Genomic DNA, 25172 nt, shown 5'->3' with positions numbered 1-25172 from the left:
TCGCATCCCGCACTCCGCATCCGCGACGATCGCGAAGCGCCTCATGACGAGCACGGGCGCGCGAGAAGATGAATGCGATTTGCCCGGCGGCGCAAGGGCTGTTCCACGATCACCAGCCCGACGGGCAGACATCGACGAGAAGAGGCGCGGCGGCACATCGAAGCGAAGCGCGTTGGTCGTCGCATCAGCGTGCGCTGGCAACGCTGCGTCCGATCGGCCGGGCACGGCCTCCGCCGTCAGTCCATCCAACGCCTGAGCCTGATCCGCCTGGGCGCGCCCCGAGTTTGGCGTTTTGGACGCTTCGCGGGTGGCATGCCGGCCTTCCGCCCGTTGAACTTCGAAGCCGCAGCGGCGACCAATTCGAACCTTGGCCGGGATTGAACGCTGTGATGATGCACAAGATGGTCTGTTTGCTCGCCGCGCTGCTCGCGGTCCCCAGCTACGCCTCGGCTCAAGGGGCGGTGCGTGAGGCGTGCAACGTCGCTGTCGACATCACCGACCAGGATCCGCACGGCACCAATGTGCGGGCCGCTCCCGGCGGCAGCATCGTCGCGGCGCTGAAGAACCCGACCAGCAATGGCTGGATCGTCGTGCATCTGACGGCGCAGCAGGACGATTGGTTCGAGATCGATCGGGCGACGCTGATCGATGTCGACCAGGACCGGGAGAGCGTGATCTTTCAGGGGCGGGGCTTCGTGCACCGAAGCGTCGTCGGTGCGAGCGGACTGCAGAATGGCGCGGTCATCTACCGCGACCATGACACGGCGAGCCCGAAGCTCGATCCCCATGCGAGCGGCGATCAGGCCGTCGAACTGCTCGGCTGCTCCGGCGCGTTCGCCAAGGTCCGCGTCAAGAAGGGGATCGGCTGGACCAGGCAGCTGTGCACCAACATGGTCACAACCTGCTCCTGACCGCACATTGCGATCGGCTCCGCTGCGCGATGGTTGCACGCGTGATCAGGCCGCACAGCGCGGGCGATGCGACAGCCGCTCGAATTCGCGCCGGCACTCGGCGGCGAACTGGCGCAGCCGCTCGATGGTGAGTATGTCGGTGATGCTCCGCTCGAGCCGCTCGGCTCGCATGATCTGGTCTTCGAGATCCTGCAGCTTGCTCATGTGCCGTCTCCTCGTCCGAACAAGTTGATACAAATTGCATCGTTCCCGCGGGCTCAGGATCGTGGTGAATGCCGGGTTAAAACCGTGACCGGTCGCACACCGCGGCGCCGGGAGCGACGAACGCGGAATGCGGCCGCGGGGCAATGCCCACAGACGTTTCGGCCGGCTGCGCTTCGGCGCCGTGAACGCTCAAGTCCTGATCGTCACCTTCGCAAGATAGTCGTGCCAGAACGTGCGGTAGGCCTGTTCGACATGCTGCGTGTAGAGCGCGCCGTCGCCGGCGGCCGAGTTCAGGATTCTGCTCGGCAACTCGGCGCGCAGCGCGGCGAGCTCGCTGGGCCGGGAACAGAAATTCAGCGCCGTTGCCAGATAGCCGTCATCGTCGTCGGCGACCCAGTCGTCGAGGCCGATCGCCTTGAGAATCGCGCCGCCGGCGCGCGCGGCGGGGCCGCTGCCGAGCTTGGTGACGACGGGCACGCCCATCTGCAGCGACTCCCAGGTCGAGATGCCGCCATTTTGCGGGAACGGATCGAGCGAGATGTCGATCTCGGCGAACATCGCAAGATGCTCCTGGCGCGTCGTCTTTCCTTCACAACGGACACGGTCCGCGGAAATGCCGTGAGCGACGAAGCGCGCAATCAATCGGTCGCGCTGCAGGGCATCGCTCAGCGAGTGGTTCTTGACGACGATGACCGAGCCGGGAGTCGCCGCCAGCAGCTGCGACCAGAGCGCGAGGCAAGGCTCGGACAGCTTGTCGATACGGTTGAACGCGCCGAAGGTGACGTGGCCGTTGCGAAGCATCGGCAGCGGCGATGGCGGAATCGGCGGCGGCGGCTCGATCGTGATCAGCGATGGCAGGTCGTAGATCGTCTCGGCAAACAGATGCCGGACCTCGGCCGGGATCGTCACCGGATCGGCCAGCAGATAATCCATCACGGGCAGGCCCGTGCCGGTGACGCTGCCGACGGCGGAGACCTGGATCGGCGCAGGCTTGCGCGCAAACATCGTGAGCCGGTGGCCGGCGGAATGCCCCGAGAGGTCGACGAGAATGTCGACCTTGTCGTCCCTAATCTGATCGGCGAGCCTGTCGTCGCCCCACAGCGAGGCGTCGACGAAGCGATCGACCAGCGAGCGGCAGAGCTCGGTCTTGGCGTCCTTCATCGGCGAACAGGAATAGGCCAGGATCTCGAACTTCGCGCGGTCGTGGTGGCGCAGAATGGGCAGGAAGGCAAAGGCCGCCGAATGGTCGCGGAAGTCGGATGAGACGTAGCCGACGACGAGCCGCCGGTCCGGGTCGAAGTTTCGCACGCCGAGCGCGCGGCGTTCCAGTCGCGACCCGATCGCCTCCCACCAATATTTCCGCGCAGCCTGGAGACGTTCCACCCCGGTGTCGGGCAGGAAATCCAGTGCAAAGATCTTCTTGGTGATCGCGTCCTCATGGTTCGGCCGGATCGCGAGCGCGCGGTCGTAATGGTCGATCGCCGTGGCGGTGTCGCCCTGCGCCGCGGCGCAGACGCCGAGCAGGGTCCAGGCGATCTCCGAGTTCGGGTTCTGTGCCAGCACCTTGTTGGTGACCGAGATCGCCAGCGCGATGTTGCCGTTGACCAGGGTCATCTCGGCCTTGCCGCACAGTGCGGCTTCCAGCAGCGGTTCGAGGGCGAGCGCGGCGTCGAAATCGGCTTCCGCCTGGTCGAACTTGCCCAACTCCTGATAAGCCCGCCCGCGCTGGGCGAGCACGGCGGCCGCCTTCGGATTGATCGCCAGCGCTGCATTCAGCGCGGTCAGCGCAGCGTCGAAATCCCGCAGGTTCATGCTGGCCACGGCCTTGCCGAACAGGGCCGACAGCAACCGCGGCTGCAGCGACAGCGCGCGATCGAAATTCTGGCCGGCCTCGGCGTTGCGGCTCGTGAACATCAGCGCCATGCCGCGATTGGCGTAGGCCTCGGCATGGTCCGGCTTCAGCGCGATTGCGCGGTCATGCGCTGCTATCGCCTCGTCGAAACGGAACAGGCTCATCAACGCATTGCCGAGATGGGTGAGCGCGCTCGGGAAGTTCGGCTTGAGCGCGATGGCGCGCTCGAAGCGGGCGCGCGCGTCGTCGTGGCGGCCGAGCCGGGACAGCGACACGCCGAGATCGGACTGGGCGTCGGCCGAGCGCGGGTCGGTCTCGACCGCGCGCGTCAGGAAGAGCACGGCCTGATCAAACCGGCCGCACTCCCGTTCGGACACGCCGAGCAGATGCAGGGCGCTGAAATGCTCCGGCAGCTCCTGCAGGATCTGCCGGCATAGCGCCTGCGCCTCCGGATGCCGGCCCTCGCGATAGGCCTTGATCGCGGCCGGCAGCAGCACCTCGGCCTGCTTCTTGGCGCGCTTCTGGTGACGTGCGTTCTGAAAGGCCCGCGAGCCGACGCTGCTTTGCAAGTGCCGTCCTCCTCAGACGCGGTCCGACGCTCGGAATGGTTGTTCCGTTCTCGCCGATTCGCAATGCGCAGAGGTTAACGAGCGCCGAACAGGCGGGAGCACCAGCGGGGTGATGCGGAGGCCCGCGGTCAGGCGGGCGTGCCAGACCTGCCGGGATCGAACGAGGTCACGAGGATGAGGGGCGGGCTGTCGCGCCGAGATCAAGCTGGCTGGGGAACCTGGATTCGAACCAAGACAAACAGAGTCAGAGTCTGTTGTGCTACCGTTACACCATTCCCCAACGGATTGCCGTGCAGTTTCAATCGATTGCTGAACTGTCTGGCACCGTCTTGCGAGCCGCCCACGACACAGCGCGGCGGCGACGACGCGTCCTTCTACCCGCATGTCCAAGGCTTTGGCAAGCCGCTGGATGACGGATTTCCAACCTGTTTGGCGGCGGCTGAGACGGGCTTCCGGGCCGGTTAGGGCGGCTGAGCGGGTCGGCTGACCCCAGACCGTCTCGCTATCGCTTGCGACCCGCCCGCGGCCGGGTCGGAGGGCCGGCGTTGAGCAGCAGCAGCAGGCATTCGCCGAGCCTGTCCGCGATCTCGTCATCGTCGATCGACAGCGGGCCGGGATCGTTGAGGATGGCGTTGACCAGCGTGCCGAGCACCACCTGGACGCCGAAGGCGACCGTGCGCCGCTCGTCGGTCGTCCCCGAGCGCCGGCGCTTTGGCGCCTCGCCGTGCACCACGGCGAGCAGGACCGTGGTCGTGCGCGCCGACAGCGCCTGCGCGAGGTCCTTGAACCCGGTCCAGTTGTTGGCCCCGTGCTCGCTCCGCACCAGGGCGGCGCGCAGCACGCCCTTGTGCCGGCGCATCCACAGCACGATGGCGCGAACCAGGAGCCGGCACTGCTCGCCGGAATCGCGTCCGGATGCCGCATCGGCCTGCGGCAGCTTCAGCAACTGCTCGCGGCCGTCGCTCAGGGTCAGCGCGAGCAGGGCGTTGAAATAGGCCTCCTTGCTCTCGAACCGGCTGTAGAAGGCGCCGACCGTGGCGCCGACATGGGCGCAGAGATCGCTGATCGAGAGCTCCGCCAGGCTGCGCGTGCACAACAGCTCGGCGCCGGCTGTGAACAGCGCCTTCGTCATCTCACGGCTACGCTGCTGCCGCGACGGCGTGACGCCGGGCAGGTCGACCTGTGCGCTGCGCTGGGCCATGGCGCGCTCTCCCTCTGGAACCATAATCATAATTATGATTATCATTCGGAGCAAGCGCGCCGGCCCGTCCGGCATGACGCTGCGACCCGATGCAGAGCGAAACAGACGAGCGCCGGCCGCGATGCGGCGAGGACGCGAGCGACAGGGAGGAAGAGCCATGAGTGAGCCAGCCTTCGGCGGCACGATCGGCAGGACGATCGCGAACTCCAAGCCGTGGTGGCCGGCGCCGCCGCAGCCGCCCAAGGGCGCGCCGAACATCCTGGTGGTGCTGTTCGACGACGTCGGCTTCTCCGATTTCGGCTGTTACGGCTCGCCGATCCGCACGCCGGCGATCGACGCGCTGGCCGCGCAAGGCCTGCGCTATTCCGGCTTCCACACGACAGCAATGTGCTCGACCACGCGCGCGGCGCTGCTGACCGGTCGCAACCATCATTCCGTCGGCGTCGGTTGCCTCGCCAATTTCGACTCGGGCTATCCCGGTTATCGCGGCAAGATCGCGCGCGAGGCGGGGACCTTGGCCGAGATGCTGCGCGCCCATGCCTATCGCAACTACATGGTCGGCAAGTGGCACGTGACGCCGCTGACCGAGAGCGGCGCGACCGGGCCGTTCGACGGCTGGCCGCTCGGCCGCGGCTTCGACCGCTTCTATGGCTTCCTCGATGCCGAGACCGATCAATATGCGCCGGAGCTCGTGCTCGACAACACGCATGTCCCACCGCCCGGCAGCTACGCCGACGGCTATCACCTGACCGCCGATCTCGTCGACCAGGCGATCCGCTTCATCGCCGATCATGGCGCCGACCGGCCCGAACTGCCGTGGCTGACCTGGCTTGCGCTTGGCGCCTGCCACGCTCCGCATCAGGCGCCGCGCGACATCATCGAGAGCTACGATCCTGTCTTCGCGCACGGCTGGGACGCCGAGCGCGAGCAGCGGCTGGCGCGGCAGAAGGCGATGGGACTGGTGCCCGCTTCGACCGATTTGCCGCCGCGCAATGACGGCGTGAAGGCCTGGGACGCGCATTCCGACGACGAGCGCCGCGTCTTCACCCGGCTGCAATCGGCCTTCGCCGGCATGCTCGATCATGCCGACCAGCATCTGGCGCGGCTGCTTGCGTTCCTCGACAAGACCGGCCAGCGCGACAACACGCTGGTCATCGTGATGTCCGACAATGGCGCGAGCCAGGAGGGCGGGCCGCTCGGCTTCGTCAACGCGATGGGGCCGTTCAACTTCAAGCCGGAGCCAATCGCCGAGAAGCTCGCGCGCATCGACGACATCGGTGGCCCGGATACGCATTCGAACTTTCCGCATGGCTGGGCGATGGCGTCGAACACGCCGCTCAGGCGCTACAAGCAGAACACCCATGGCGGCGGCATCCGTGATCCCTTCATCCTGTCATGGCCGCGGGCGATCGCCGCGCGCGGCGAGCTGCGTCATCAGTTCGTCCATGCCTGCGACCTCGTGCCGACCTTGCTCGACCTGATCGGCATCGAAGCCCCCGCTACTCTCGCAGGCGTGCCGCAGATGCCGCTCGAAGGCGTGAGTTTCGCGGCCTCGATCACCGATGCGGCTGCGCCGTCGAAGCCAGCAGCGCAATATTTCGAGATGTTCGGCCATCGCGGCCTCTGGCACGACGGCTGGAAGGCGGTGGCGTTTCATCCGACCGGCACGCCGTTCGACAACGACAAATGGGAGCTGTTCCACCTCGCCCAGGATTTCTCCGAGACGCATGATCTCGCGGCCACCGAGCCGGAGCGGCTCGCCGCGCTGGTCAAGCTGTGGTGGGAACAGGCGGAGGCGCACCAGGTGCTGCCGCTCGACGACCGCTTCGGTCCGCGCTTTGCCGAGAACGCTGCGCGCTTCCACGGCGCGCGCACGCGCTTCACGTTCCACGCCGGCATGGGCCATGTGCCGACCGACGTCGCGCCCGACGTGCGCAGCCGCGACTATCTGATCGAGGCCCATGTCGAGATCGATGACGGCGTGAGCGGTGTGCTCATCGCCCATGGCGACGCGACGTCGGGCTACAGCCTCTACGTCAAGGACGGCCATCTCGTGCACGATCTCAACATCGGCGGCCGCCACGAGATCGTGCGCTCGACGCGTCCGGTGCCGGCGGGCGCGCATCGCCTCGGCCTGCGCGTCGAGCGTCTCCGGCGGCAGACCGAGCCGGCCAAGGGCGCGCGCACCGGCATGAGCCAGTACACCTTGCTGATCGACGGCGAGGAGGCCGGCGCGCTGACGACGCAACTCGCCTTCCACACGCTGATCTCCTGGTCGGGACTCGACATCGGCCACGACCGCGGCAGCCCGGTGTCGGACTACGCGGCGCCGTTCGCCTTCACCGGACGGCTGTCGCACGTCACGGTGACGATGCAGAACGAGCAGAGCCTGGACGGTGACAGCGTGGGCAACGCCGAGATGGCGCGGCAGTAACCGGCAGGTCGGAGCGGCGGATTACTCCGCCGCTTCCTTGACCGGGCCTGCGGCCGCTGTGTCGGGCTCGTGGTCGATATGGGCGCGGCCCCAGCGTGCGAAGGCGTTGTTGACGCGGTCGAGATAGAGATAGACCACCGGCGTCGTGAACAAGGTCAGCATCTGGCTGAAGATCAGTCCACCGACCATCGCGTAGCCGAGCGGCTGGCGGATCTCCGAGCCGGTGCCGTTGCCGAGCATCAGCGGCACGCCGCCGAGCAGCGCGGCCATGGTGGTCATCATGATCGGGCGGAAGCGGAGCAGGGCGGCCTGGCGGATGGACTGTTCCGGCGCCAGGTGCTGGTCGCGCTCGGCGGCGATGGCGAAGTCGACCATCATGATGCCGTTCTTCTTCACGATGCCGATCAGCAGGATCACGCCGATCAGCGCAATCAGGCTGAACTCGTAGCCGAACGCCATCAGGATCGCGAGCGCGCCGACGCCAGCCGACGGCAGGGTCGAGAGAATCGTGATCGGGTGGATGTAGCTCTCGTAGAGAATGCCGAGGATCAGGTAGACCACGACGAGTGCCGCGAGGATCAGCAGCGGCACGGTCGACAGCGACTGCTGGAAAGCCTGCGCGGTGCCCTGGAAGCTCGAGTTCAAGGTCGAGGGCGCGTTCATCTCCACCATCGCCTGCTTCACCGCATCGGTCGCCTGTCCGAGCGCGACGCCCTGCGCGAGATTGAAGCTGATCGTGATCGACGGGAACTGGCCCTGGTGGCTGATCGACAGTGGCTTGACAGGCGCCGTGGTCCAGTCGGCGAAGGTTGACAGCGGCACCTGGTCGCCTGTGGTCGGCGACTTCACATAGAGCTTGTTGAGCGTGTCGAGATTGCCCTGCAGCTCGGGCAGGATCTCCAGGATCACGCGATACGAGTTCAGCTGGGTGAAGTACTGCGCGACCTGGCGCTGGCCGAACGCGTCATACAGCGTATCGTCGATCAGCTGCGGCGTGATGCCGTAGCGCGCGGCCGTGTCGCGGTTGATGGCGAGCTGCACGGTGGTGCCGTCGGCCTGCTGGTCGGTGGCGACGTCGCGCAGCTGCGGCAGCGAGCGCATCTTCTCCAGGATCTTCGGCGCCCATTCGTTGAGCTCGGCCGTGTTGGGATCCTGCAGCGTGAACTCGAACTGGGTGCGGGACGGCCGGCCGCCGAGCCGGATGTCCTGCGCCGCCTGCATGTACAGTCGCGCGCCCTCGACCCTCTCGAGCTGCGGCCGCAGGCGGGCGATGATCTGCTGTGCGGTTGCCTCGCGCTCCTCGCGCGGCTTCAGCGTGATGAACATGTTGCCGTTGTTGCCGGCGCGGCCGGAGCCGCCGATGTTCATCGCGATGCTGGCGACGTCGTGATCGGCCAGCACGATCTTGGCGAGCGCCTCCTGGCGCGACTGCATCGCCTTGAACGAGATGTCCTGCGAAGCTTCCGAGGTCGCGGTGATCAGGCCGACGTCCTGCTGCGGGAAGAAGCCCTTGGGGATCAGGATGAACAGGTAGACCGAAAGTCCCAGCGTGGCGAAGAACACCATCAGCGTGGTGAAGCGCCAGCGCAAGGCGAGGTCGAGACCCTTCTCGTAGGCGCGCAGCAACCCGTCGAACGCGGCTTCGCTCCACTTGTAGAACCTGCCATGCTGGACGGCGTGCTCGTTGCGCAGGAAGCGCGACGCCATCATCGGCGTCAGCGTCAGCGACACGACCATCGAGACGAAGATGGTCATCGCCAGCACGACCGCAAACTCGCGGAACAGACGGCCGATGATGCCGCCCATCAAGAGCAGCGGGATCAGCACCGCGACCAGCGAGATCGAGATCGAGACGATGGTGAAGCCGATCTCCTTGGCGCCCTTGTAGGCGGCGGCCATCGGCGCTTCGCCTTCCTCGACATAGCGCGAGATGTTCTCGAGCATGACGATGGCGTCGTCGACCACGAAGCCGACCGCGATCGTCAGCGCCATCAGCGACAGATTGTCGAGCGTGTAGCCGACCCCCCACATCATGGCGCAGGCGCCGAGCAGCGCCAGCGGCACCGTGATCGTCGGAATCACCGTCGCCCAGAAGCTGCGCAGGAAGACGAAGATCACCATGACGACCAGGAAGATGGTCAGGATCAGCGTGAACTGGACGTCCTCGACGGCGGCGCGGATGGTCGTGGTGCGGTCGGAGATCAGGTCGATTTTGATCGAGGGCGGGATCGCCGCGACCAGCCGCGGCAGCAGCCCCTTGATGCGGTCCACCGTCTCGATAACGTTGGCGCCGGGCTGCTTGAAGATCACCAGGAACACGCCGCGTTTGCCGTTGGCCCAGGCCGCCTGCTTGGCGTCCTCGGCACCGGTCACGGCCCGGCCGATGTCACGGATGCGCAATGGCCCGCCATTGCGGTAGGCGATGATGACGTCGTTCCAGTCCTTCGAGTCGGTGAGCTGGTCGTTGGCATAGATGGTGTAGGCGCGCCGCTCGCCGTCGATGTTGCCCTTGGGGGCGTCGACCGTGGTGATCGCGATCTGGCTGCGCACATCCTCCATCGACAGGCCCTTGGCGACGAGCTTGGCGGGATCGATCTGGATGCGGATGGACGGCTTCTGCTGCCCGCCGATGATCACCTGCGCGACGCCCGAAATCTGGCTGATCTGTTGGGCGAGGCCGGCGTCGACGGCGTCGCTGACGGAGGTCAGCGGCAGCGTCTCGGAGGTCGCCGACAGCAGCAGGATCGGGGAATCGGCCGGGTTGACCTTGCGGTAGGTCGGGGGCGACGGCAGGTTCTTCGGCAGCTGGCCGGAGGCGGCGTTGATCGCGCCCTGGACGTCGTTGGCGGCGCCGTCGATATTGCGGTTGAGGTCGAACTGGATCGTGATCGCGGCGGTGCCCAGGTAGCTCGTCGAGGTCATCTGGGCGATGCCTGGGATCTGGGCGAATTGCCGCTCCAGCGGCTGGGCGACCGACGTCGCCATCGTCTCCGGGCTGGCACCCGGCAGGTTGGCCGTCACCTGGACCGTCGGAAAGTCGACCTGCGGCAGCGGCGCGACCGGCAGCAACGGGTAGGCGACCAAGCCGATGAAGAGGATGCCCGCCATCAGCAGCGAGGTGCCGATGGGATATTTGATGAAAGGTGCCGAGATGCCGCCGCCGTTCATTCCTGTCGGACCTTAGCTGGCGCCTGGTCCGAGCTGGCCACTGCGGTGGTCACGACGGAGCCTGGCTGCACTTTGAATTGACCGCCCGTGATCACCTGCTGGCCCGGGGCGAGACCCTCCTCGACGACCGTGCGGCCGTCGATCGAGGCGCCCACCTTCACCTTGCGCAGCTCGGCCTTGCTGTCCTGGCTCACCGTGTAGGCATAGAGGCCACTGGTCGAGTGCTGGACCGCATCGTCCGGGACCACCGTTGCGTCCTTCAAGGTCCGCACCAGCAGGCGGGTCGACACCGACTGGCCCGGCCACAGCACGTGGTCCTTATTGTCGAACACCGCCTTCAGCCGGATTGTTCCACTGCTCGTGTCGACCTGGTTGTTCACCACCATCAGCTTGCCTTCGGCGAGCTGCTTCTTGCCGTCGGTGGTGAACGCGATCACTTTCAGCTGCTCGGCCTTCTGCGCCTCGTTGATGTAGGGCAGCTGCTCCTCGGGCGCGGTGAAGATCACCGCGATCGGCTCGATCTGGGCGATCGAGACGATGCCGGTCTGGCTCGCGGCGGTGACGATGTTGCCGATGTCGACCTGGCGCAGGCCGGCGACGCCGGAGATCGGCGACTTGATCTGGGTGTAGCCGAGCTGGGTCTGGGCGTTGGAGATGGCGGCGACGTCGGCGGCGACCTGGGCCGTCAACTGCTCGACGGTCGCACGCTGGGTGTCTTCCTGCTTCCGGGTCGCGAACTCGCCGAGCTTGGTGTAGCGCTGCAGGTCGAGCGTGGCGTTGTTGAGGTTGGCCTCGTCCTGCGCCCGCTTCGCCTTGGCCTGGTCGAGTGCCGCCTGATAGGGCCGCGGATCGATCTCGACCAGAAGGTCGCCTTCATTCACCAGCTGTCCTTCGGTGAAGGCGATCCGGTTGATCTGACCGTCGACGCGGCTGCGCACCTGCACGGTATTGAAGCCCTGCACGGTGCCGAGACCGGTCAGGAACACCGGGAAATCCGTCTTCTCGACCGGCGCGGTCGATACCCGAACGGCGGGCGGCCGCCCCGATTTTTGTGCGGCGGTCTTCTTCGCTGCGTCTGCGTCCTGATAACGCTGCCAGCCGTAATAGCCGGCGCCGCCGAGAGCCGCGACCAGCAGGATCCATGTGATGGTTCGAGATGTTTTCATGCTGGCCCGTATGCTGAGACGAACAGGATAACCGGTCTTTAAAACCATTCCCAGCCGCCCAGATATAGTACGCACGCAATTAATGTGTAAACACACGAGGGCGTGGACGAACCTAAACAATTCGCAAGCTTCGAGGACCCCGAGGACTGCACGGCCATGTCGCTGGATCAACGACGGCAGCTCGTCACGCAGCTTGTCGAAAGCTCGCGCATTCTGCGCAACTATATCGATCATCGTGCCAAACAACGTGGCACGACGCGCGCGCAATGGGTGGTGCTGTTTCGGCTTCGCGCGCAGGAGGGGCTGTCACAGGTCGATCTCGCGGAAGTGCTGGAATTGCAGCCGATTTCGCTGGTTCGCCTGTTGGACCGGCTGGTGGAGCAGGGCCTCCTCGAGCGCCGGCATGATCCCCGGGATCGGCGCGCGAATCGCGTCTACCTCACGGAGGCGGGCCGCAAGCTCGTCGACGATCTCGACGAGCTGCGTGATGCCATTGCTGGCGACGTTCTGCAGGGCATTCCGGACGACGTGGTTGCAACCAGCCTTGCCACGCTGCGCGAGCTCAAGGAGCGCATCAAGGCGCTGTCGGACGCCGACACCGGCGTGCCGGCCAAATAGCCGAGCTGGCGCCGCGTTGGCCACGCACGCTGATCTTTGGTTGCCATTGAGTTAAACAACATCCTTTGTGCGAGGTGGGCGCTTTTGCGGCCGGGTCCGCGCCGGGCTCGATGCCAGCTTCGCTGGCGACGCGCGCGCTCCAGTCCGATGCACAACCTGGGAGACGCGATGCTCTCGCAGGCGATCATCGCTGCTCCATTCCGTCACCAGGCGATGCTTCGACCTATTGTCGCCGTCTTGTCGCGGCCGATGAGAGCTGATTAGAAGCGGATGACTCCGGCGGCCGTGACGGCGCGTCGGCAATCGGCAAAATTCAACCGAGCACAGCTGCATCGTCCGACACGCGGATGATTGGGCGTGCGATGGCAACGAGACGTGGAGCGGACGATGGAAGAGTTGAATGGAAAGATGCTCGCGTGCCAGATCCTGGTGACAGGATTGATCGCGCGCGTCGCCAACGAGCAGCGTGATCCGCTGCGGTTCCTGACCGATTTCCGCGACGAGATCAGGGCCGTGGTGAAGGGCGTGCGGATTGCCGGCATCGATGATTCCGATCGCGTGCGTCAGATCGCCGTGCAGACCGTCGATGAGCTGTTCTCGCTGATGAAGCCGCCGAGCAGCGATGATGCGGCCGATGCGTCGAAGTGATGCGGTTGCGCGACGATGAGCGATTGTTCGGCAGCGCGAGTCGGCTCGCGCTGTTTAGAACGATTTCAAGTTCCGCCTGTTGTTAGTTGATCGAATTTAGAATTGTTTTGATCTGGAACTATTCAAGGCCAAATTAGGGCTCCTCAAATTGCACTCCTGAAACACGCCCGATACCAACGACGCATCGTTGCGACGCGAATGATCCGCGTTCGCGATGTGGAATGAAAAATCTGGGGCGTGTGGAATTCGATGGGACAGGTGAGAGCACCGCGTTCGCTGCGCGAGGGCGCAGCGATGAAGGTCGTTGACGGACGAGGAGAAGGGGCCCTCGTCACCAAAGTATCGGCAGTCGCCGGCCTGATGGCCGTGGCCTCGGTGTCGTCTGCGGAAGCGCAGCCCGCATCCGACCTGCCGCCGGTCAACGTCGATGCGCCGATCGCGCGCGCCAAGCCGACGTCCTCCAAGCCGACCGCCGATCAGGTCCGGGCCCGCAATGCTTTGCGCCGCGCGGCACGCCAGCAGGGCGCACAGCAGGCTGCCGTGGCCTTCCCGAACGCGGGCGGGCTCGCGGCTCCCGATGCCAACCCCTATGCCGACGCCGCCGAGCCGTACAAGGTCAACCGTGTCCAGGCGTCCGGCAAGTTTCCCGAGCCGCTCTTGAACACGCCGAAGACGATCACGGTGATGAGCAAGGAGGTGCTTGCCGACAAGCACGTCACGGCGCTGAAGGAGATTGGCCGCTCGACCGCCGGCGTCACGCTGGGCTCGGGCGAGGGCGGCAACGCCTTCGGCGACCGCTTCTTCATCCGCGGCTTCGATGCCCGCAACGACGTGTTCATCGACGGCATCCGCGATCCCGCCGTGTCGATCCGCGAGAACTTCTTCACCGAGCAGATCGAGATCCTGCGCGGTCCGGCCTCGTCCTACGCCGGCCGCGGCACCGCCGGCGGCGCCATCAATATCGTCACCAAGCAGGCCGGCGACACCAACTTCAAGCGCATGGACACTGAGTTCGGCACCGACCAGCAGAAGCGCGTGACGCTCGATGTCAACCAGACGATCTCGCCGACCTTCGCCGTGCGCACCGGCGGCCTATTCCAGGACTCCAACGTCGCCGGGCGCAACTTCGTCACCGACGACCGCTGGGGCGCCTTCCTGTCGACCAAGTGGACGCCGATCGAGGATCTCAAGATCACGACGAACTATGTCCATACCGATCTCTCCGGCTATCCCGATTTCGGCGTGCCCTACTACAAGCAGGGCAACGTGCCGGTGACGTCGGCGGGCATTCCGCGCGGCACCTGGTACGGCTTCCTCAACCGCGACTTCCAGGCCGCGCGGCAGGATTTCGGCACGGCCACGGCCGAGTATAAGGTCAACGAGGCGATCACGCTCACCAGCAAGTTTCGTGGCGAGCATTCGGAGCTGAACTATATCGGCACGTTGCCGCAGAACCCAAACACGACGAGCTCCAATCCACTGCTCTGGACCACGACGGCGAGCACGCAGAGCCGCTTTCAGACCGTCGACGTGTGGGCCAACCAGAACGACGCCACCTTCAAGCTCGATACGTGGGGCATGAAGCACACCGCGGTGGTCGGCACCGAGTTTTCCAACGAGAACATCTCGATCGACCGTTACACCGGTCTGGCGGCGGAGCTATTCGGCGCCGGCTCGACGAGTACCTCCGCTGTCACCGGCGTCAATCTCTATTCGCCGCAGTACACCTACAGACAGTACACGACGCTACCCTCGCTGACGGGCAACCCGACGCGCTACGGCGTCAACACCAACAGTGTCTATGTGATGGATACCGCCAACTGGCGGGATACGATCATCGTCAACGGCGGCGTGCGTTACGACGGCTACAACATGGGCTCGTCGAACAACACGAGCTATCTGAAGATGAACGCCGACCTGGTGAACTACAATGTCGGCGTGGTCTACAAGCCGATGCCGATCGGCAGCATCTACGCGGCCTATGCAACCTCGGCCAATCCGTTCGGCTCGGAGCTCGACGCCACCGGCACCGATTACGGCGGCGTGCCCGCCAACAGCCTCATCCTGCTCGGGCCGGAGCGCAACAAGGCGGCCGAGCTCGGCACCAAATGGGAGCTGGTCGACCGCCATTTGCTGGTCTCGGCCGCGCTGTTCCAGACCACCAAGGAGAATGCGCGCGAGACGGTCTCAGGCCTGCTCACCTCCGGCGCGGCCTACCGCATCCAGGGCATCGACATCGAGGCGGAAGGCAAGCTGACCGACCGCTGGAGCATCTTCGGCGGCCTGGTGCTGATGCAGTCCAAGGTGACGCAGAGCGGCATTGCCTCCAACATCGGCCTGCAGCTCGCCAACATCGCCCACCAGTCCTTCAGCATGCTGTCGAAGTACAAGCTCGACAATGGCTGGGAGATCGGCGGCACGGCGGTGTACCGCTCCAAGGTCTATGGCGGCACCTTCGCGGCCAACACCGGCAACGAACTGCCGAGCTACTGGCGGTTCGACGCCTTCGTCGAGAAGCAGATCGACAAGAACTGGACGATGAAGCTCTACGCGCAGAACCTGACCAACAAGCTCTATTACGACACCCTGTATCGGAGCGCGGTGCCGTTCGTCGCCGTGGCCCCGGGCCGCGCCTTCTACATCATCACCACTGCGAAGTTCTGATCATGCTGATCTGCATCCCGGACGTGCTGTCCAAGGACGAAGTCGCCGAATTCCGCCGCATCATGGATGCGGCGGAATGGGAGGATGGCCGTTCGACGGCCGGCGCGCAATCGGCCATGGTCAAGCGCAACGAGCAGTTGCCGCCGGACGGCGAGGCGGCGCGGATGCTGGGCCAGAGCATCATCAGCGCGCTGACCAAGAACCCGCGCTTTCTCTCCGCGGCGATCCCGCTGCAGATCTTTCCGCCGCTGTTCAACCGCTACACCGCCTCGCGCGGCGATCATTTCGGCATCCATGTCGACAACGCCGTGCGGGGCGACCCGCGCACGGGCCTGCGCATCCGCACCGACATCTCGATGACGCTGTTCCTGGCCGAGCCGGACACCTATGACGGTGGCGAGCTTGTGATCGAGGACACCTACGGCTCACACGAAGTCAAGTTGCCGGCGGGGCATGCGGTGCTGTACCCGTCGTCGAGCCTTCACATGGTCACGCCGGTGACCAGGGGCGCCCGGGTCGCCTCTTTTTTCTGGATGCAGAGCATGGTACGTGATGCCCATATCCGGAGCATGATCTTCGATCTGGACACGGCGATCCAGAGTCTGACGGACCGTCTCGGGAGGGATGATCCCGATGCTGTCAAGCTGACCGGCATCTATCACAATCTGATCCGGCAATGGGCCGAGGTATAGTGGGCCGAGATATGGACATGACATCGTTCCTCGTTCGGCTCATCGTCCTGTCGTATCTGGCGGCATCGACCGTGGCGCCCGCAGCCGCCCAGCAGGTGGCGCAGCCGGGCCCGGCAGTTTCGACCGACCTCTCCGTGCAGGCACCGGGCGATGCCAAGGCGGCCCCCGCAAATCAGAGTGTCGCGACGGCATCGCAATCGGGGGTGGAGAATGTGGCTCGCACCGGCAAGTCGATTGCCACCGGGCTCGACGAGCTGTCGCCGCTCGGCATGTTTCTCAAGGCCGACATTATCGTCAAAGCCGTCATGATCGCGCTGGCGCTGGCCTCAGTGGCGAGCTGGACGATCCTGATCGCCAAGAGCATCGAATTCTCGGTCTTGCGCCGCAAGCTCGGCGGCGCGCTGCGCAAGCTGACGGCCGCGAAATCGCTGGCCGAAGCGCAGGTCGCGCTCGGGCAGGGCAAGAAACAATCCGGCAACGTCGCGGCCGTGCTGTTGCAGGCTGCGATTGCCGAAGCGCGGCTGTCGGCAGGGCTCGCCAGCGACGAGGGCATCAAGGAGCGCGCGGCATCAAGCTTCAGCGAAATCGTCCGCGCCGAGGCGCGCCGCGTCCGCGTCGGCATGGGCCTGCTGGCGACCGTCGGCGCGATCTCGCCCTTCGTCGGACTGTTCGGCACCGTCTGGGGCATCATGAACAGCTTCATCGGCATTTCGAAATCGCAGACCACCAACCTCGCGGTGGTCGCGCCGGGCATTGCCGAAGCGCTGCTGGCGACCGCGATCGGACTGGCTGCCGCGATCCCGGCGGTCATCATCTACAATCACTTCTCGCGCGTCACGAAGGGCTATCTCGAGCAGGTCAACCGCGCCTCTGGCGCGGCCGGCCGGCTGCTGTCGCGCGATCTCGACCGCAGCCACGGCAGCGTTCACGCGCGCGCGGCGGAGTAGCAGGCAATGGCCGTCTCGCTCTCGGAAGCCGATCTCGACGATGATTTCGACGAGACCCACGACATCAACGTGACGCCGTTCATCGACGTCATCCTGGTGCTGCTGATCATCTTCATGGTGGCGGCGCCGCTGTCGACCGTGGACCTGCCGATCGATCTGCCGTCCTCCAGCGCCACGCCGCAGAAGAAGCCGGACAAGCCGACCTACGTGTCGATCAAGCCGGACCTCACGCTCGCGATCGGCGAGACGCCGGTGAAGCGGGTCGATCTGCTGGCGGAGCTGAACAAGGCGATGGCTGACCATGCCGCCGACGATCGCACGGTGTTCCTGCGCGGCGATCGCGCCGCGCCCTATGGCGAGGTGATGGAGGTGCTGGAGCTGCTGCGCGGGGCGGGCTACAAGTTCAAGCTGGTGGCGCTGGAACGTGTGCCGGGCACCACCGGCGACGCCGCTCCGGCGGCACAACCCTGATATCACCGAATTCGATGTACCCGGGATGAGCGACCTCGACCAATCACCAACCACGTCGCGCGCGGCCTGGCTGATCGCAGCCCTGGTCGCCGTCGTTCTGCACGTCTGCGGCGTGGCGTTCGCCCTGACCAGGGCCAGCGTGGAGGAGGACGGCGGCGGACTCGGCGTCGCCGCCGATGTCATCGACGTCGAGATCGCAGCGCCAAAGGTCGAGCCCTCCGATCTGCAGACGGGTGTCGATTCCGTTGCAGACACGGCCTCGGTCGCAACCCCCGAGCAGAAGGCCGAGCCCGAGCAGGCCGATCTGCAGAAGGGCCTGCCGACCACCACGGAGGAAGCCGACGAGCGGGTGTCACCGACGGCGGAGAAGAAGCCCACCGAGGAGGAGAAGGTCGCCGCCGTCGAGACCAACGCGTCGGAGGCTCACACCGCGGCCGAGGACTCGACGCGCAAGACGCTCGACGTCAAGGTGCCCGAAGCCGACCGCGTCAAGGCGCCCGATCCGAACGGCATCGGCAAGGACCGCGATCCGCTGACCACCGATTGGCAGCGCAAGCTCAGCCTCATCGTCAAGAAGAACCAGAAATATCCGGCCGGTAAGACCAAGGGCGGCAGCGTCCGGGTGACGTTCACGCTCAATCGGCGCGGCAACGTGCTCGCGGTGGACGTGACCCAATCATCCGGGGATCCGGACTACGATCGCGAGGCCGTTGCCATGGTGCGCCGGTCAGATCCGTTCCCCAAGCCGCCGGCTAGGGCCGCAGACGACGAGATTCCCTTGTCGATCGTCGTGAACTTCCCGCCCGGAAAGAAGGCCTGAAGCGCCTTGGCCGGCGGCGTGCCTTACGGCCAGAGCAGCCTGACCCCGACATAGACCACGCACAGGCCGGCGAAGATCAGCACGGCCGGGAGCCTGCGCTGGATGATCTGGCCGCTCTGCGCCGCCTTGGGCTTGGGCGGCAGCTTGCGGAAGGCGGTGACGTTGTCGGTCACCGGCTCGGCCTTGACCGGCTTGACCTCCGGCGGCGCGCCGCCGCCGCCCATCTCGGCATAATAGGCCTTGTACATCTCGCGGATGGTGGCCTCGGTCGCCTCGTGCTCGGTCGCGTCGTTGAGACGGGTCTTGTAGCTCGCCAGGAACTCCTGCGCCGCCGGCGGCAGGCCGGAGGCGCCGTTCAGCTTGGCGATCATCTTCCAGGTCGCGAAATCGGCGCGGGCGCGCGTATCGGCGCGGCGCGCGATCATCATGTCAGCGGCTTTGACCAAGAGTGCCTCGGAGCTCGTTTACCGTCCCTGATGCGAGAGACTTATGCGTTACCCGTCAATAGCAGAAGCAGTTGCTGGAGAGAATCGGTCGTGGCGCGGAGCAGCCTTGACACAAAATCAAGATTAAGACCGAACTGGGAACCTGCCAGGGGCAACAAGATCAAAATTCCGATCAGAATCAGCATGCCATACGGCTCGAGCCGGGCAAACGGCCGCGCCAGGACCCCCGGCAGCAGCCCAACCAAAATCCGGCTTCCGTCGAGCGGCGGTATCGGGAGCATGTTGAACACCGCCAGCAGGATGTTGAAAGAAAATGCATTGAGCAGATTGCGGGCAACCCACGGCGCGCCGTCGGCCGGCACCAGCGGCAGGACGTGGAAGGCGAGCGCCGCCGCGAGCGCCAGCGCGATGTTGGTTGCCGGTCCCGCCAGGGCCACCATAATCATGCCCGTCCGCAGCGGCTGCAGGCCGCGGAAATTCACCGGGACGGGCTTGGCATAGCCGAACAGGAACGGCGATCCGGACAGCAGCAGCATGCCCGGCAGCAGGATCGTGCCGAACGGGTCGATGTGCCGGATCGGATTGAAGCTGACGCGACCGAGCTTCAACGCCGTGTCGTCGCCGAAGCGCAGGGCAACGTAAGCGTGCGCCGCCTCATGAAACGTGATGGCGATGATGATCGGCAGGATCCAGACGGAGATGCCGTAAAGCGAGATGTTCAAGGATCGAGGTTCCGGACGCGGTTGACCCTCTTACATAGGGGCAGCGGTTCCCGGATGCTACGCGGGATTCTCCGGAAATTGCGGCAGCCCGTCGTTGATCTGCACCCAGGCGATCTTGGTCGAGACCCAGATGTGCTCGGTCGGCGCGAACGCTCCGGGATCGTCGAAGCAGGCCAGCGCGACGCCGACCACCGGGCGGGTGTGGCGCCAGGAGAACATCCGCGTGCCGCAGCGCGGACAGAACATCCGGTCGAGCGCATCGGAGGAGGGATATCGTGCGGTGTCTCCGGTGATCGTCAGCGCGTCATGCGCAAACAGCGCCCGGGCAAAGAACGGTGCGCCGGTCGACAGCTGGCAGTTGCGGCAGTGGCAGATGCGCACATTGAGCGGCTCGCCGGTGCACTGGAATCGCACTGCGCCGCAAAAGCATCCGCCGTGATGGGTCGTCATGCGCGCCTCCATGATTCCAAATCTGTGCTTGCCGTGCGACGCGTAGGGTGGGCAAAGGCGCGAGGCAGTGAGGCCCGTGTGACGCAAAACTCGCGCGCGCCGTGCCCACCATTTCCATCCGAGAGGCCGATGGTGGGCACGTCGCCGTCTGCGACGGCGCCTTTGCCCACCCGACGAAGCCCAATCGTCAACTAATAAGTTGCGCGGCCGCCGGAGATGTCGAACACGGCGCCGGTCGAGAACGAGCACTCCTCGGACGCGAGCCACGACACCAGGGCGGCGAGTTCCTCCACCAGCACGAAGCGGCCCTTTGGAATTTTCGACAGCATGAAGTTGATGTGTGCCTCGGTCATCTGGTCGAAGATCGCGGTTTTCGCCGCGGCCGGGGTCACCGCATTGACGGTGATGTTGTGCTGCGCCAGCTCCTTGCCGAGCGACTTGGTCAGCGCGATCAGCCCGGCCTTGGAAGCCGAGTAGTGCGCGGCATTCGGATTGCCTTCCTTGCCGGCGATCGAGGCGATGTTGACGATGCGGCCATAGCCCTGCTTCAGCATGGCCGGCACGATCGCCTTGGCGCAGATGAAGGGACCGTCGAGATTGATGCGCAGCACCTTGCGCCACTCGTCGAGGTCGGTCTCCCACACGGTCTTGTTGATGCCGGCGATGCCGGCATTGTTGACCAGGATGTCGATGGTTCCGAACGCCGCCAGCGTGGCATCGCGCGCGCCCTCGACGGCTTTGGTGTCGGTCACGTCGACCTGCAGCGCCAGCACCTCCGGGCCGATCTCTCTGGCCGTCTTCTCGGCCAGCGCGATGTCGTGATCCCAGATCGCGACCTTGGCGCCCGAGGCCTTGAAGCGCTCGGTGATCGCGCGCCCGAACCCTTGTGCGCCGCCGGTGACGACAGCGCAGCGGTTGGCGAGGTCGATGTGGTTCATGGTCGTTTCCCCCGTTGCAATCCTTGCCGTCATTCCGGGGCGGAGCGGAGCGACGAGCCCGGAATCCATACTCACGATCGTGGTTATGGATTCCGGGCTCGCGCTGACGCGCGCCCCGGAATGACAGAGAGTTTTACATCGTCCAGCCGCCGTCGATCGTATGTGCAACGCCGGTGGTGAACGCACTCTCGTCGCTGGCCAGATACACCGCGAGATGCGCGATCTCCTCGGCGGTGCCGAGCCGGCCCATCGGCTGGCGCGAGATGAACATCTCGAGCCCGTTCGGGCCGGCGGCGGCCGCGCGTCCGAGCAGCGACGGCGTCTCGATGGTGCCGGGACAGATGCAGTTGCAGCGGATCTTCCGGCCGACGAAATCGGCCGCGACCGAGCGGGTCAGCGCCCCGACCGCGGCCTTCGTGGCGGCATAGACGTAGCGGTTCGGTGCCGCTTTGACGACGCCGGCGGCGGAGGCAATGTTGACGATCGCGCCGCCGCCCTGATCCAGCATTTTCGGCAGGAAGGCGCGGATCGTGCGGTGCATCGACTTGACGTTGAGGTCGAACGAGAAATCCCAGTCGTCGTCGGAGCAATCGAGGATAGTGCCGTTGTGCACGAAGCCGGCGGCATTGAGCAGGATCTCGACCTTGCCGACCCGCTCGGCCATCGCATTCACGGCGGCGGTGCTGCGCACGTCGAGCGTCGCCACCTCGGCGATGCCCTCGCTCTTCAAGCCGGCGAGGCCCTTCTCATCGATGTCGGTGGCGAACACGGTGGCGCCTTGCCGTGCGAAGGCGATCGCGCAGGCCCGGCCGATGCCGGCGGCGGCGGCGGTGACGAAGGCGCGTTTGCCCTTGAGGCGGTCGGACATGGGGGCTCCCTGGAAATCCAATCTGATTTTCTTGTGTCACGCGAGCGCAGCGACGTGTTTGCGTTAGCTCGCAGTGCGAACGCGGAGCGACCCCGGGCCGGACGAGGACCCTGGATCGCTCCGTCGCTTCGCTCCTCACAATGACGGTGGCTGGCTTTGCGCGGCCTGTCTAGTGATTATGCCGTGCCACGCCGACGGTGCCAGCAATGTTCTGGTACCGCGTCGCCAGCTCCATGCAGGCGCCGGTGGCCTGCTGGCCGACGGTGTTGCGATAGAGCTCCTGCCACGGCGTCTGGTTGGCCGGATGCGGGAAGCCGCCCTTGGCCTTCAGCTCGGCACGGCGCTGCGCAACCTCCTCATCGGAGATCAGGATGTTCGCCGAGCCCTTGTTGAGGTCGATGCGCACCTTGTCGCCGGTCTTGAGGATCGCCAGGCCACCGTCGGCGGCGGCTTCCGGCGAGGCGTTGAGGATCGAGGGCGAGCCCGAGGTACCGGACTGGCGGCCGTCGCCGATGCAGGGCAGGGAGAAGATGCCGCGCTTGATCAGCGCCGCGGGCGGCTGCATGTTCACCACCTCGGCGCCGCCGGGATAGCCGATCGGGCCGGCGCCGCGGATGAACAGCACGCAGTGCTCGTCGATCGCCAGGGACTCGTCGTCGATGCGGTCGTGATAGTCCTCCGGCCCCTCGAACACGATGGCGCGTCCCTCGAACGCGTTCGGATCTTTCGGATTGACGAGATAGCGGTCGCGGAACTCCTTCGAGATCACGCTGGTCTTCATGATCGCGGAATCGAACAGGTTGCCGCGCAGCACCAGGAAGCCGGCGTCCTTCACCAGCGGCTTGTCGTACGACCAGATCACGTCATTGTCAGGCTTCGGCGCCGCGCGGCAATTGTCGCCCATGCTGCGGCCGTTGACGGTGATGACGTCCTCGTGGATGCGCCTGTGCCGCATCAACTCGCCGATCACGGCCGGCACGCCACCGGCGCGATGGAATTCCTCGCCGAGATAGAAGCCGGCCGGCTGCATGTTGACCAGCAGCGGCACGTCGTGGCCGACCTTCTGCCAGTCGTCGATGTCGAGCTCGACGCCGACATGGCGCGCCAGCGCGTTGATGTGTATCGGTGCATTGGTCGAGCCGCCGATCGCCGAGTTGGCGACGATGCAGTTCTCGAACGCCTTGCGGGTGAGAATGTCCGACGGCTTGAGGTCCTCCCACACCATGTTGACGATGCGCTCGCCCGTCTCGTAGGCGATCTGGCCGCGCTCCCGATAAGGAGCGGGAATGGCGGCGCAGCCGGGCAGGGACATGCCGAGCGCTTCGGCCAGCGCATTCATCGTCGAGGCCGTGCCCATGGTGTTGCAATGCCCGACCGACGGCGCCGAGGACGCCACGATCTGCATGAACTCCTCATAGCCGATCTCGCCGGCGGCGAGCCGCTCGCGCGACCTCCACACCACGGTGCCGGAGCCGGTGCGCTGGCCCTCGTGCCAACCGTTCAGCATCGGTCCGCCGGAGAGCACGATCGCCGGAATGTTCACGGTGGCGGCTGCCATCAGGCAGGCCGGCGTCGTCTTGTCGCAGCCGGTGGTTAGCACCACGCCGTCGAGCGGATAGCCGAACAGGATTTCCACAAGGCCGAGATAAGCAAGGTTGCGGTCCAATGCCGCGGTCGGGCGCTTGCCGGTCTCCTGGATCGGATGGGTCGGAAACTCCATCGCGATGCCGCCGGCGGCGCGGATGCCTTCGCGCACACGATGTGCCAGCTCGAGGTGATGCCGGTTGCAGGGCGACAGATCATTGCCGGTTTGTGCAATGCCAATGATCGGCTTGCCCGATTGCAGCTCGGCGCGGGTCAGGCCGTAGTTGAGGTAGCGCTCGAGATAGAGCGCGGTCATGCCCGGATTGTGCGGATCGTTGAACCACGCCTGCGAGCGCAGCTTGCGGCTCTTGTCAGCGCCGTTGCCGGCATGTCCATTGGATTTTGTCATTCGTTCCTCCCGCAGTGCAGCGTGGCGACTGTCCGGGCTCCCTTGCTAAGGCGCGATGGCACGAGGTGAGGCTGCCATCATCAGATGCATCGGCCGGCCTCTCACGTTGCCTACGTCTTTCGGTCAACATTGTCCCGTTGGCGTGGTTCTAGATCAACAATTTTGGTTGCGCTACCATTTTGTGCCTGAGGCGCGGCCCGCCGTGGGCAGCAGCGCCGCAGCTGGCCTTTGCAGGGCCGAGCTCTGCCGTTCGATCACCTCGAAGCCCAGATCGACGACGCGCTCGGTGACGACACGCCCTTCGATCTCGTCCATGATCATCAGAGCCGCGCGCAGCCCCATCTCGTAACGATTGGTGCGAACGCTGGTCAGCGTGGGCACCGCGGCGGCCATGAATTCCATGTCGTTGAAGCCGACGAGCGCGAGCTGTTCCGGCACGGCGATGTGCCGGCGCTGGCACTCGAACAGCACGCCGAGCGCGAGGTCGTCATTGGCGCAAAACACCGCATCGAGGTCCGGGGCCTTCAGCAGCAGATCGGAAAACAGGCTGCCGCCCAGGGTCGTCGAGGTTGGAACGGCGGTCGTGACGATGAAGCGCGGATCGAACAGGCCGGCCTCCTTCATCGCGTTCTGATAGCCTTGAAGCCGGCGCTGCACCCTGGGGTCCATGCGCGCGCCGACGAAGCCGATGCGCCGACAGCCCTGGGCGAGAAGATGCGAAATTGCCGCATGGCAAGCGTCGACATGCGAGAAGCCGATCATCATGTCGACCGGCTCCGGGCCGAGCTCCATGATCTGCACGACCGGGCAGTCGGCAGCCTGAACCATGGCCCGGCCCTCGGCGGTCTGATCGACGCCGGTGACGATCAGGCCGGCCGGCTTCTGCATCAGAAACAGCCGCAGCAGGCGCTCCTCCTGCAGCAGGCTGTAGCGGGTGTTGGCGAGCTGGATGCTGTAGCGGCTGCCTTCGAACGCATCGTAGATGCCGCGCAGCACGTCGGAGAACACGTTGTTGGTCAGCGAAGGTATCAGCACGCCAATCACCTCGGTGCGCTGCGATGCGAGCGCACGGGCGGCGAGGTTCGGGACGTAGCCGAGGTCCTTCGCGGCGCTCTCGATCCGCAGCCGGCGGCCGGCCGAGACGGTGTCGGGATTACGGAAGAAGCGTGACACCGTGATCGGGCTGACGCCCGCCAACGCCGCAACTTCGGTCAGGCGCACTTTGCCTGGCTTGATGCGTTTCCGTCCCATCCTTCGCTCATAGCATAGGCGGTCTGGTACACAAGCGATATTGACAGCGCTGTCACGCGGTTGCTAAGCGAAGCATTGCTAAAGCGGCGCAAACTACGGACAATGTCGCGAAGCCTGGTTGCAGCTTCGCAGGCACCGA

Annotated in this window: 22 protein-coding genes and 1 tRNA gene; 10 read left to right on the top strand and 13 right to left on the bottom strand. The window is 65.6% G+C overall.

Annotated features, from left to right (window positions below; genetic code table 11):
* Positions 1-72 precede the first annotated feature (72 nt).
* On the top strand, positions 73-381 hold the full coding sequence (locus ACQR1I_RS10450) for a hypothetical protein (RefSeq protein WP_434864530.1): 309 nt from the start codon (positions 73-75) through the stop codon (positions 379-381).
* A gap of 8 nt (positions 382-389) precedes the next feature.
* Positions 390-911 (top strand): hypothetical protein, encoded by a 522-nt coding sequence (locus ACQR1I_RS10445; RefSeq protein ID WP_434864529.1) that lies wholly within the window; start codon positions 390-392, stop codon positions 909-911.
* A 45-nt stretch (positions 912-956) separates the two neighbouring features.
* On the opposite strand, the gene ACQR1I_RS10440 is transcribed toward ACQR1I_RS10445, so the two are convergent.
* The 4 genes from ACQR1I_RS10440 to ACQR1I_RS10425 form a co-directional block, all read right to left on the bottom strand.
* The gene (locus ACQR1I_RS10440; RefSeq protein ID WP_434864528.1) at positions 957-1115 is read right to left on the bottom strand and encodes a hypothetical protein; all 159 of its coding nucleotides are present in this window, start codon (positions 1113-1115) and stop codon (positions 957-959) included.
* Positions 1116-1304: 189 nt separating this feature from the next.
* Positions 1305-3536: a tetratricopeptide repeat protein gene (locus ACQR1I_RS10435; RefSeq protein WP_434864527.1), complete on the bottom strand. Its 2232-nt coding sequence runs from the start codon at positions 3534-3536 to the stop codon at positions 1305-1307.
* 206 nt (positions 3537-3742) lie between these two features.
* Positions 3743-3816, bottom strand: a tRNA-Gln gene (locus ACQR1I_RS10430).
* 222 nt (positions 3817-4038) lie between these two features.
* Entirely contained in the window at positions 4039-4737 is a 699-nt protein-coding gene (locus ACQR1I_RS10425; RefSeq protein ID WP_434864526.1) for a TetR/AcrR family transcriptional regulator, read from the bottom strand.
* A 157-nt stretch (positions 4738-4894) separates the two neighbouring features.
* Here ACQR1I_RS10425 and ACQR1I_RS10420 point away from each other — a divergent pair, with 157 nt between their 5' ends.
* On the top strand, positions 4895-7171 hold the full coding sequence (locus ACQR1I_RS10420; protein ID WP_434864525.1) for an arylsulfatase: 2277 nt from the start codon (positions 4895-4897) through the stop codon (positions 7169-7171).
* Positions 7172-7192: 21 nt separating this feature from the next.
* Here the strand turns inward: ACQR1I_RS10420 and ACQR1I_RS10415 are convergent, their stop codons facing one another.
* Both ACQR1I_RS10415 and ACQR1I_RS10410 read right to left on the bottom strand, forming a co-directional pair.
* Entirely contained in the window at positions 7193-10339 is a 3147-nt protein-coding gene (locus ACQR1I_RS10415; RefSeq protein ID WP_434864524.1) for an efflux RND transporter permease subunit, read from the bottom strand.
* Positions 10336-11505: an efflux RND transporter periplasmic adaptor subunit gene (locus ACQR1I_RS10410; protein ID WP_434864523.1), complete on the bottom strand. Its 1170-nt coding sequence runs from the start codon at positions 11503-11505 to the stop codon at positions 10336-10338. Before ACQR1I_RS10410 ends, ACQR1I_RS10415 begins: the two co-directional genes overlap by 4 nt.
* Positions 11506-11661: 156 nt before the next feature.
* Between ACQR1I_RS10410 and ACQR1I_RS10405 the strand changes: the two genes are divergently transcribed.
* The 7 genes from ACQR1I_RS10405 (at position 11662) to ACQR1I_RS10375 (ending at position 18365) form a co-directional block, all read left to right on the top strand.
* Positions 11662-12123, top strand: coding sequence for a MarR family winged helix-turn-helix transcriptional regulator (locus ACQR1I_RS10405; RefSeq protein ID WP_434864522.1), 462 nt, complete (start codon positions 11662-11664; stop codon positions 12121-12123).
* Between the two features lie 387 nt (positions 12124-12510).
* Positions 12511-12771, top strand: a complete 261-nt coding sequence (locus tag ACQR1I_RS10400; RefSeq protein ID WP_434864521.1) for a hypothetical protein — start codon at positions 12511-12513, stop codon at positions 12769-12771.
* 249 nt (positions 12772-13020) lie between these two features.
* On the top strand, positions 13021-15435 hold the full coding sequence (locus ACQR1I_RS10395) for a TonB-dependent receptor (RefSeq protein ID WP_434864520.1): 2415 nt from the start codon (positions 13021-13023) through the stop codon (positions 15433-15435).
* 2 nt (positions 15436-15437) lie between these two features.
* Positions 15438-16127, top strand: a complete 690-nt coding sequence (locus tag ACQR1I_RS10390; RefSeq protein WP_434864519.1) for a Fe2+-dependent dioxygenase — start codon at positions 15438-15440, stop codon at positions 16125-16127.
* An 11-nt stretch (positions 16128-16138) separates the two neighbouring features.
* A complete protein-coding gene (gene exbB, locus ACQR1I_RS10385; protein WP_434864518.1) occupies positions 16139-17074 on the top strand; it encodes a tonB-system energizer ExbB in 936 nt (311 codons plus the stop codon).
* A 6-nt stretch (positions 17075-17080) separates the two neighbouring features.
* Positions 17081-17545, top strand: a complete 465-nt coding sequence (locus ACQR1I_RS10380; RefSeq protein ID WP_434864517.1) for a biopolymer transporter ExbD — start codon at positions 17081-17083, stop codon at positions 17543-17545.
* A 25-nt stretch (positions 17546-17570) separates the two neighbouring features.
* Positions 17571-18365 (top strand): TonB family protein, encoded by a 795-nt coding sequence (locus ACQR1I_RS10375; RefSeq protein WP_434864516.1) that lies wholly within the window; start codon positions 17571-17573, stop codon positions 18363-18365.
* A gap of 23 nt (positions 18366-18388) precedes the next feature.
* On the opposite strand, the gene ACQR1I_RS10370 is transcribed toward ACQR1I_RS10375, so the two are convergent.
* The 7 genes from ACQR1I_RS10370 to ACQR1I_RS10340 all read right to left on the bottom strand — a co-directional run bounded on the left by ACQR1I_RS10370 (position 18389) and on the right by ACQR1I_RS10340 (position 25033).
* Positions 18389-18793, bottom strand: a complete 405-nt coding sequence (locus ACQR1I_RS10370) for a hypothetical protein (RefSeq protein WP_434865117.1) — start codon at positions 18791-18793, stop codon at positions 18389-18391.
* A gap of 59 nt (positions 18794-18852) precedes the next feature.
* Complete coding sequence (locus ACQR1I_RS10365; RefSeq protein ID WP_434864515.1) at positions 18853-19533, bottom strand: site-2 protease family protein; 681 nt, start codon at positions 19531-19533, stop codon at positions 18853-18855.
* Positions 19534-19590: 57 nt separating this feature from the next.
* Positions 19591-19983, bottom strand: a complete 393-nt coding sequence (locus ACQR1I_RS10360) for a GFA family protein (RefSeq protein WP_434864514.1) — start codon at positions 19981-19983, stop codon at positions 19591-19593.
* A gap of 191 nt (positions 19984-20174) precedes the next feature.
* Positions 20175-20921 (bottom strand): SDR family NAD(P)-dependent oxidoreductase, encoded by a 747-nt coding sequence (locus ACQR1I_RS10355; protein WP_434864513.1) that lies wholly within the window; start codon positions 20919-20921, stop codon positions 20175-20177.
* 133 nt (positions 20922-21054) lie between these two features.
* Complete coding sequence (locus ACQR1I_RS10350) at positions 21055-21789, bottom strand: SDR family oxidoreductase (protein WP_434864512.1); 735 nt, start codon at positions 21787-21789, stop codon at positions 21055-21057.
* A gap of 169 nt (positions 21790-21958) precedes the next feature.
* Positions 21959-23782, bottom strand: coding sequence for an IlvD/Edd family dehydratase (locus ACQR1I_RS10345; RefSeq protein WP_434864511.1), 1824 nt, complete (start codon positions 23780-23782; stop codon positions 21959-21961).
* A gap of 171 nt (positions 23783-23953) precedes the next feature.
* Complete coding sequence (locus ACQR1I_RS10340) at positions 23954-25033, bottom strand: LacI family DNA-binding transcriptional regulator (protein ID WP_434864510.1); 1080 nt, start codon at positions 25031-25033, stop codon at positions 23954-23956.
* Positions 25034-25172 lie beyond the last annotated feature (139 nt).

The sequence above is a fragment of the Bradyrhizobium sp. HKCCYLS2038 genome, assembly GCF_051167655.1.
Taxonomy (GTDB): Bacteria; Pseudomonadota; Alphaproteobacteria; order Rhizobiales; family Xanthobacteraceae; genus Bradyrhizobium.
This window is presented reverse-complemented; position numbering and strand designations above follow the sequence as displayed.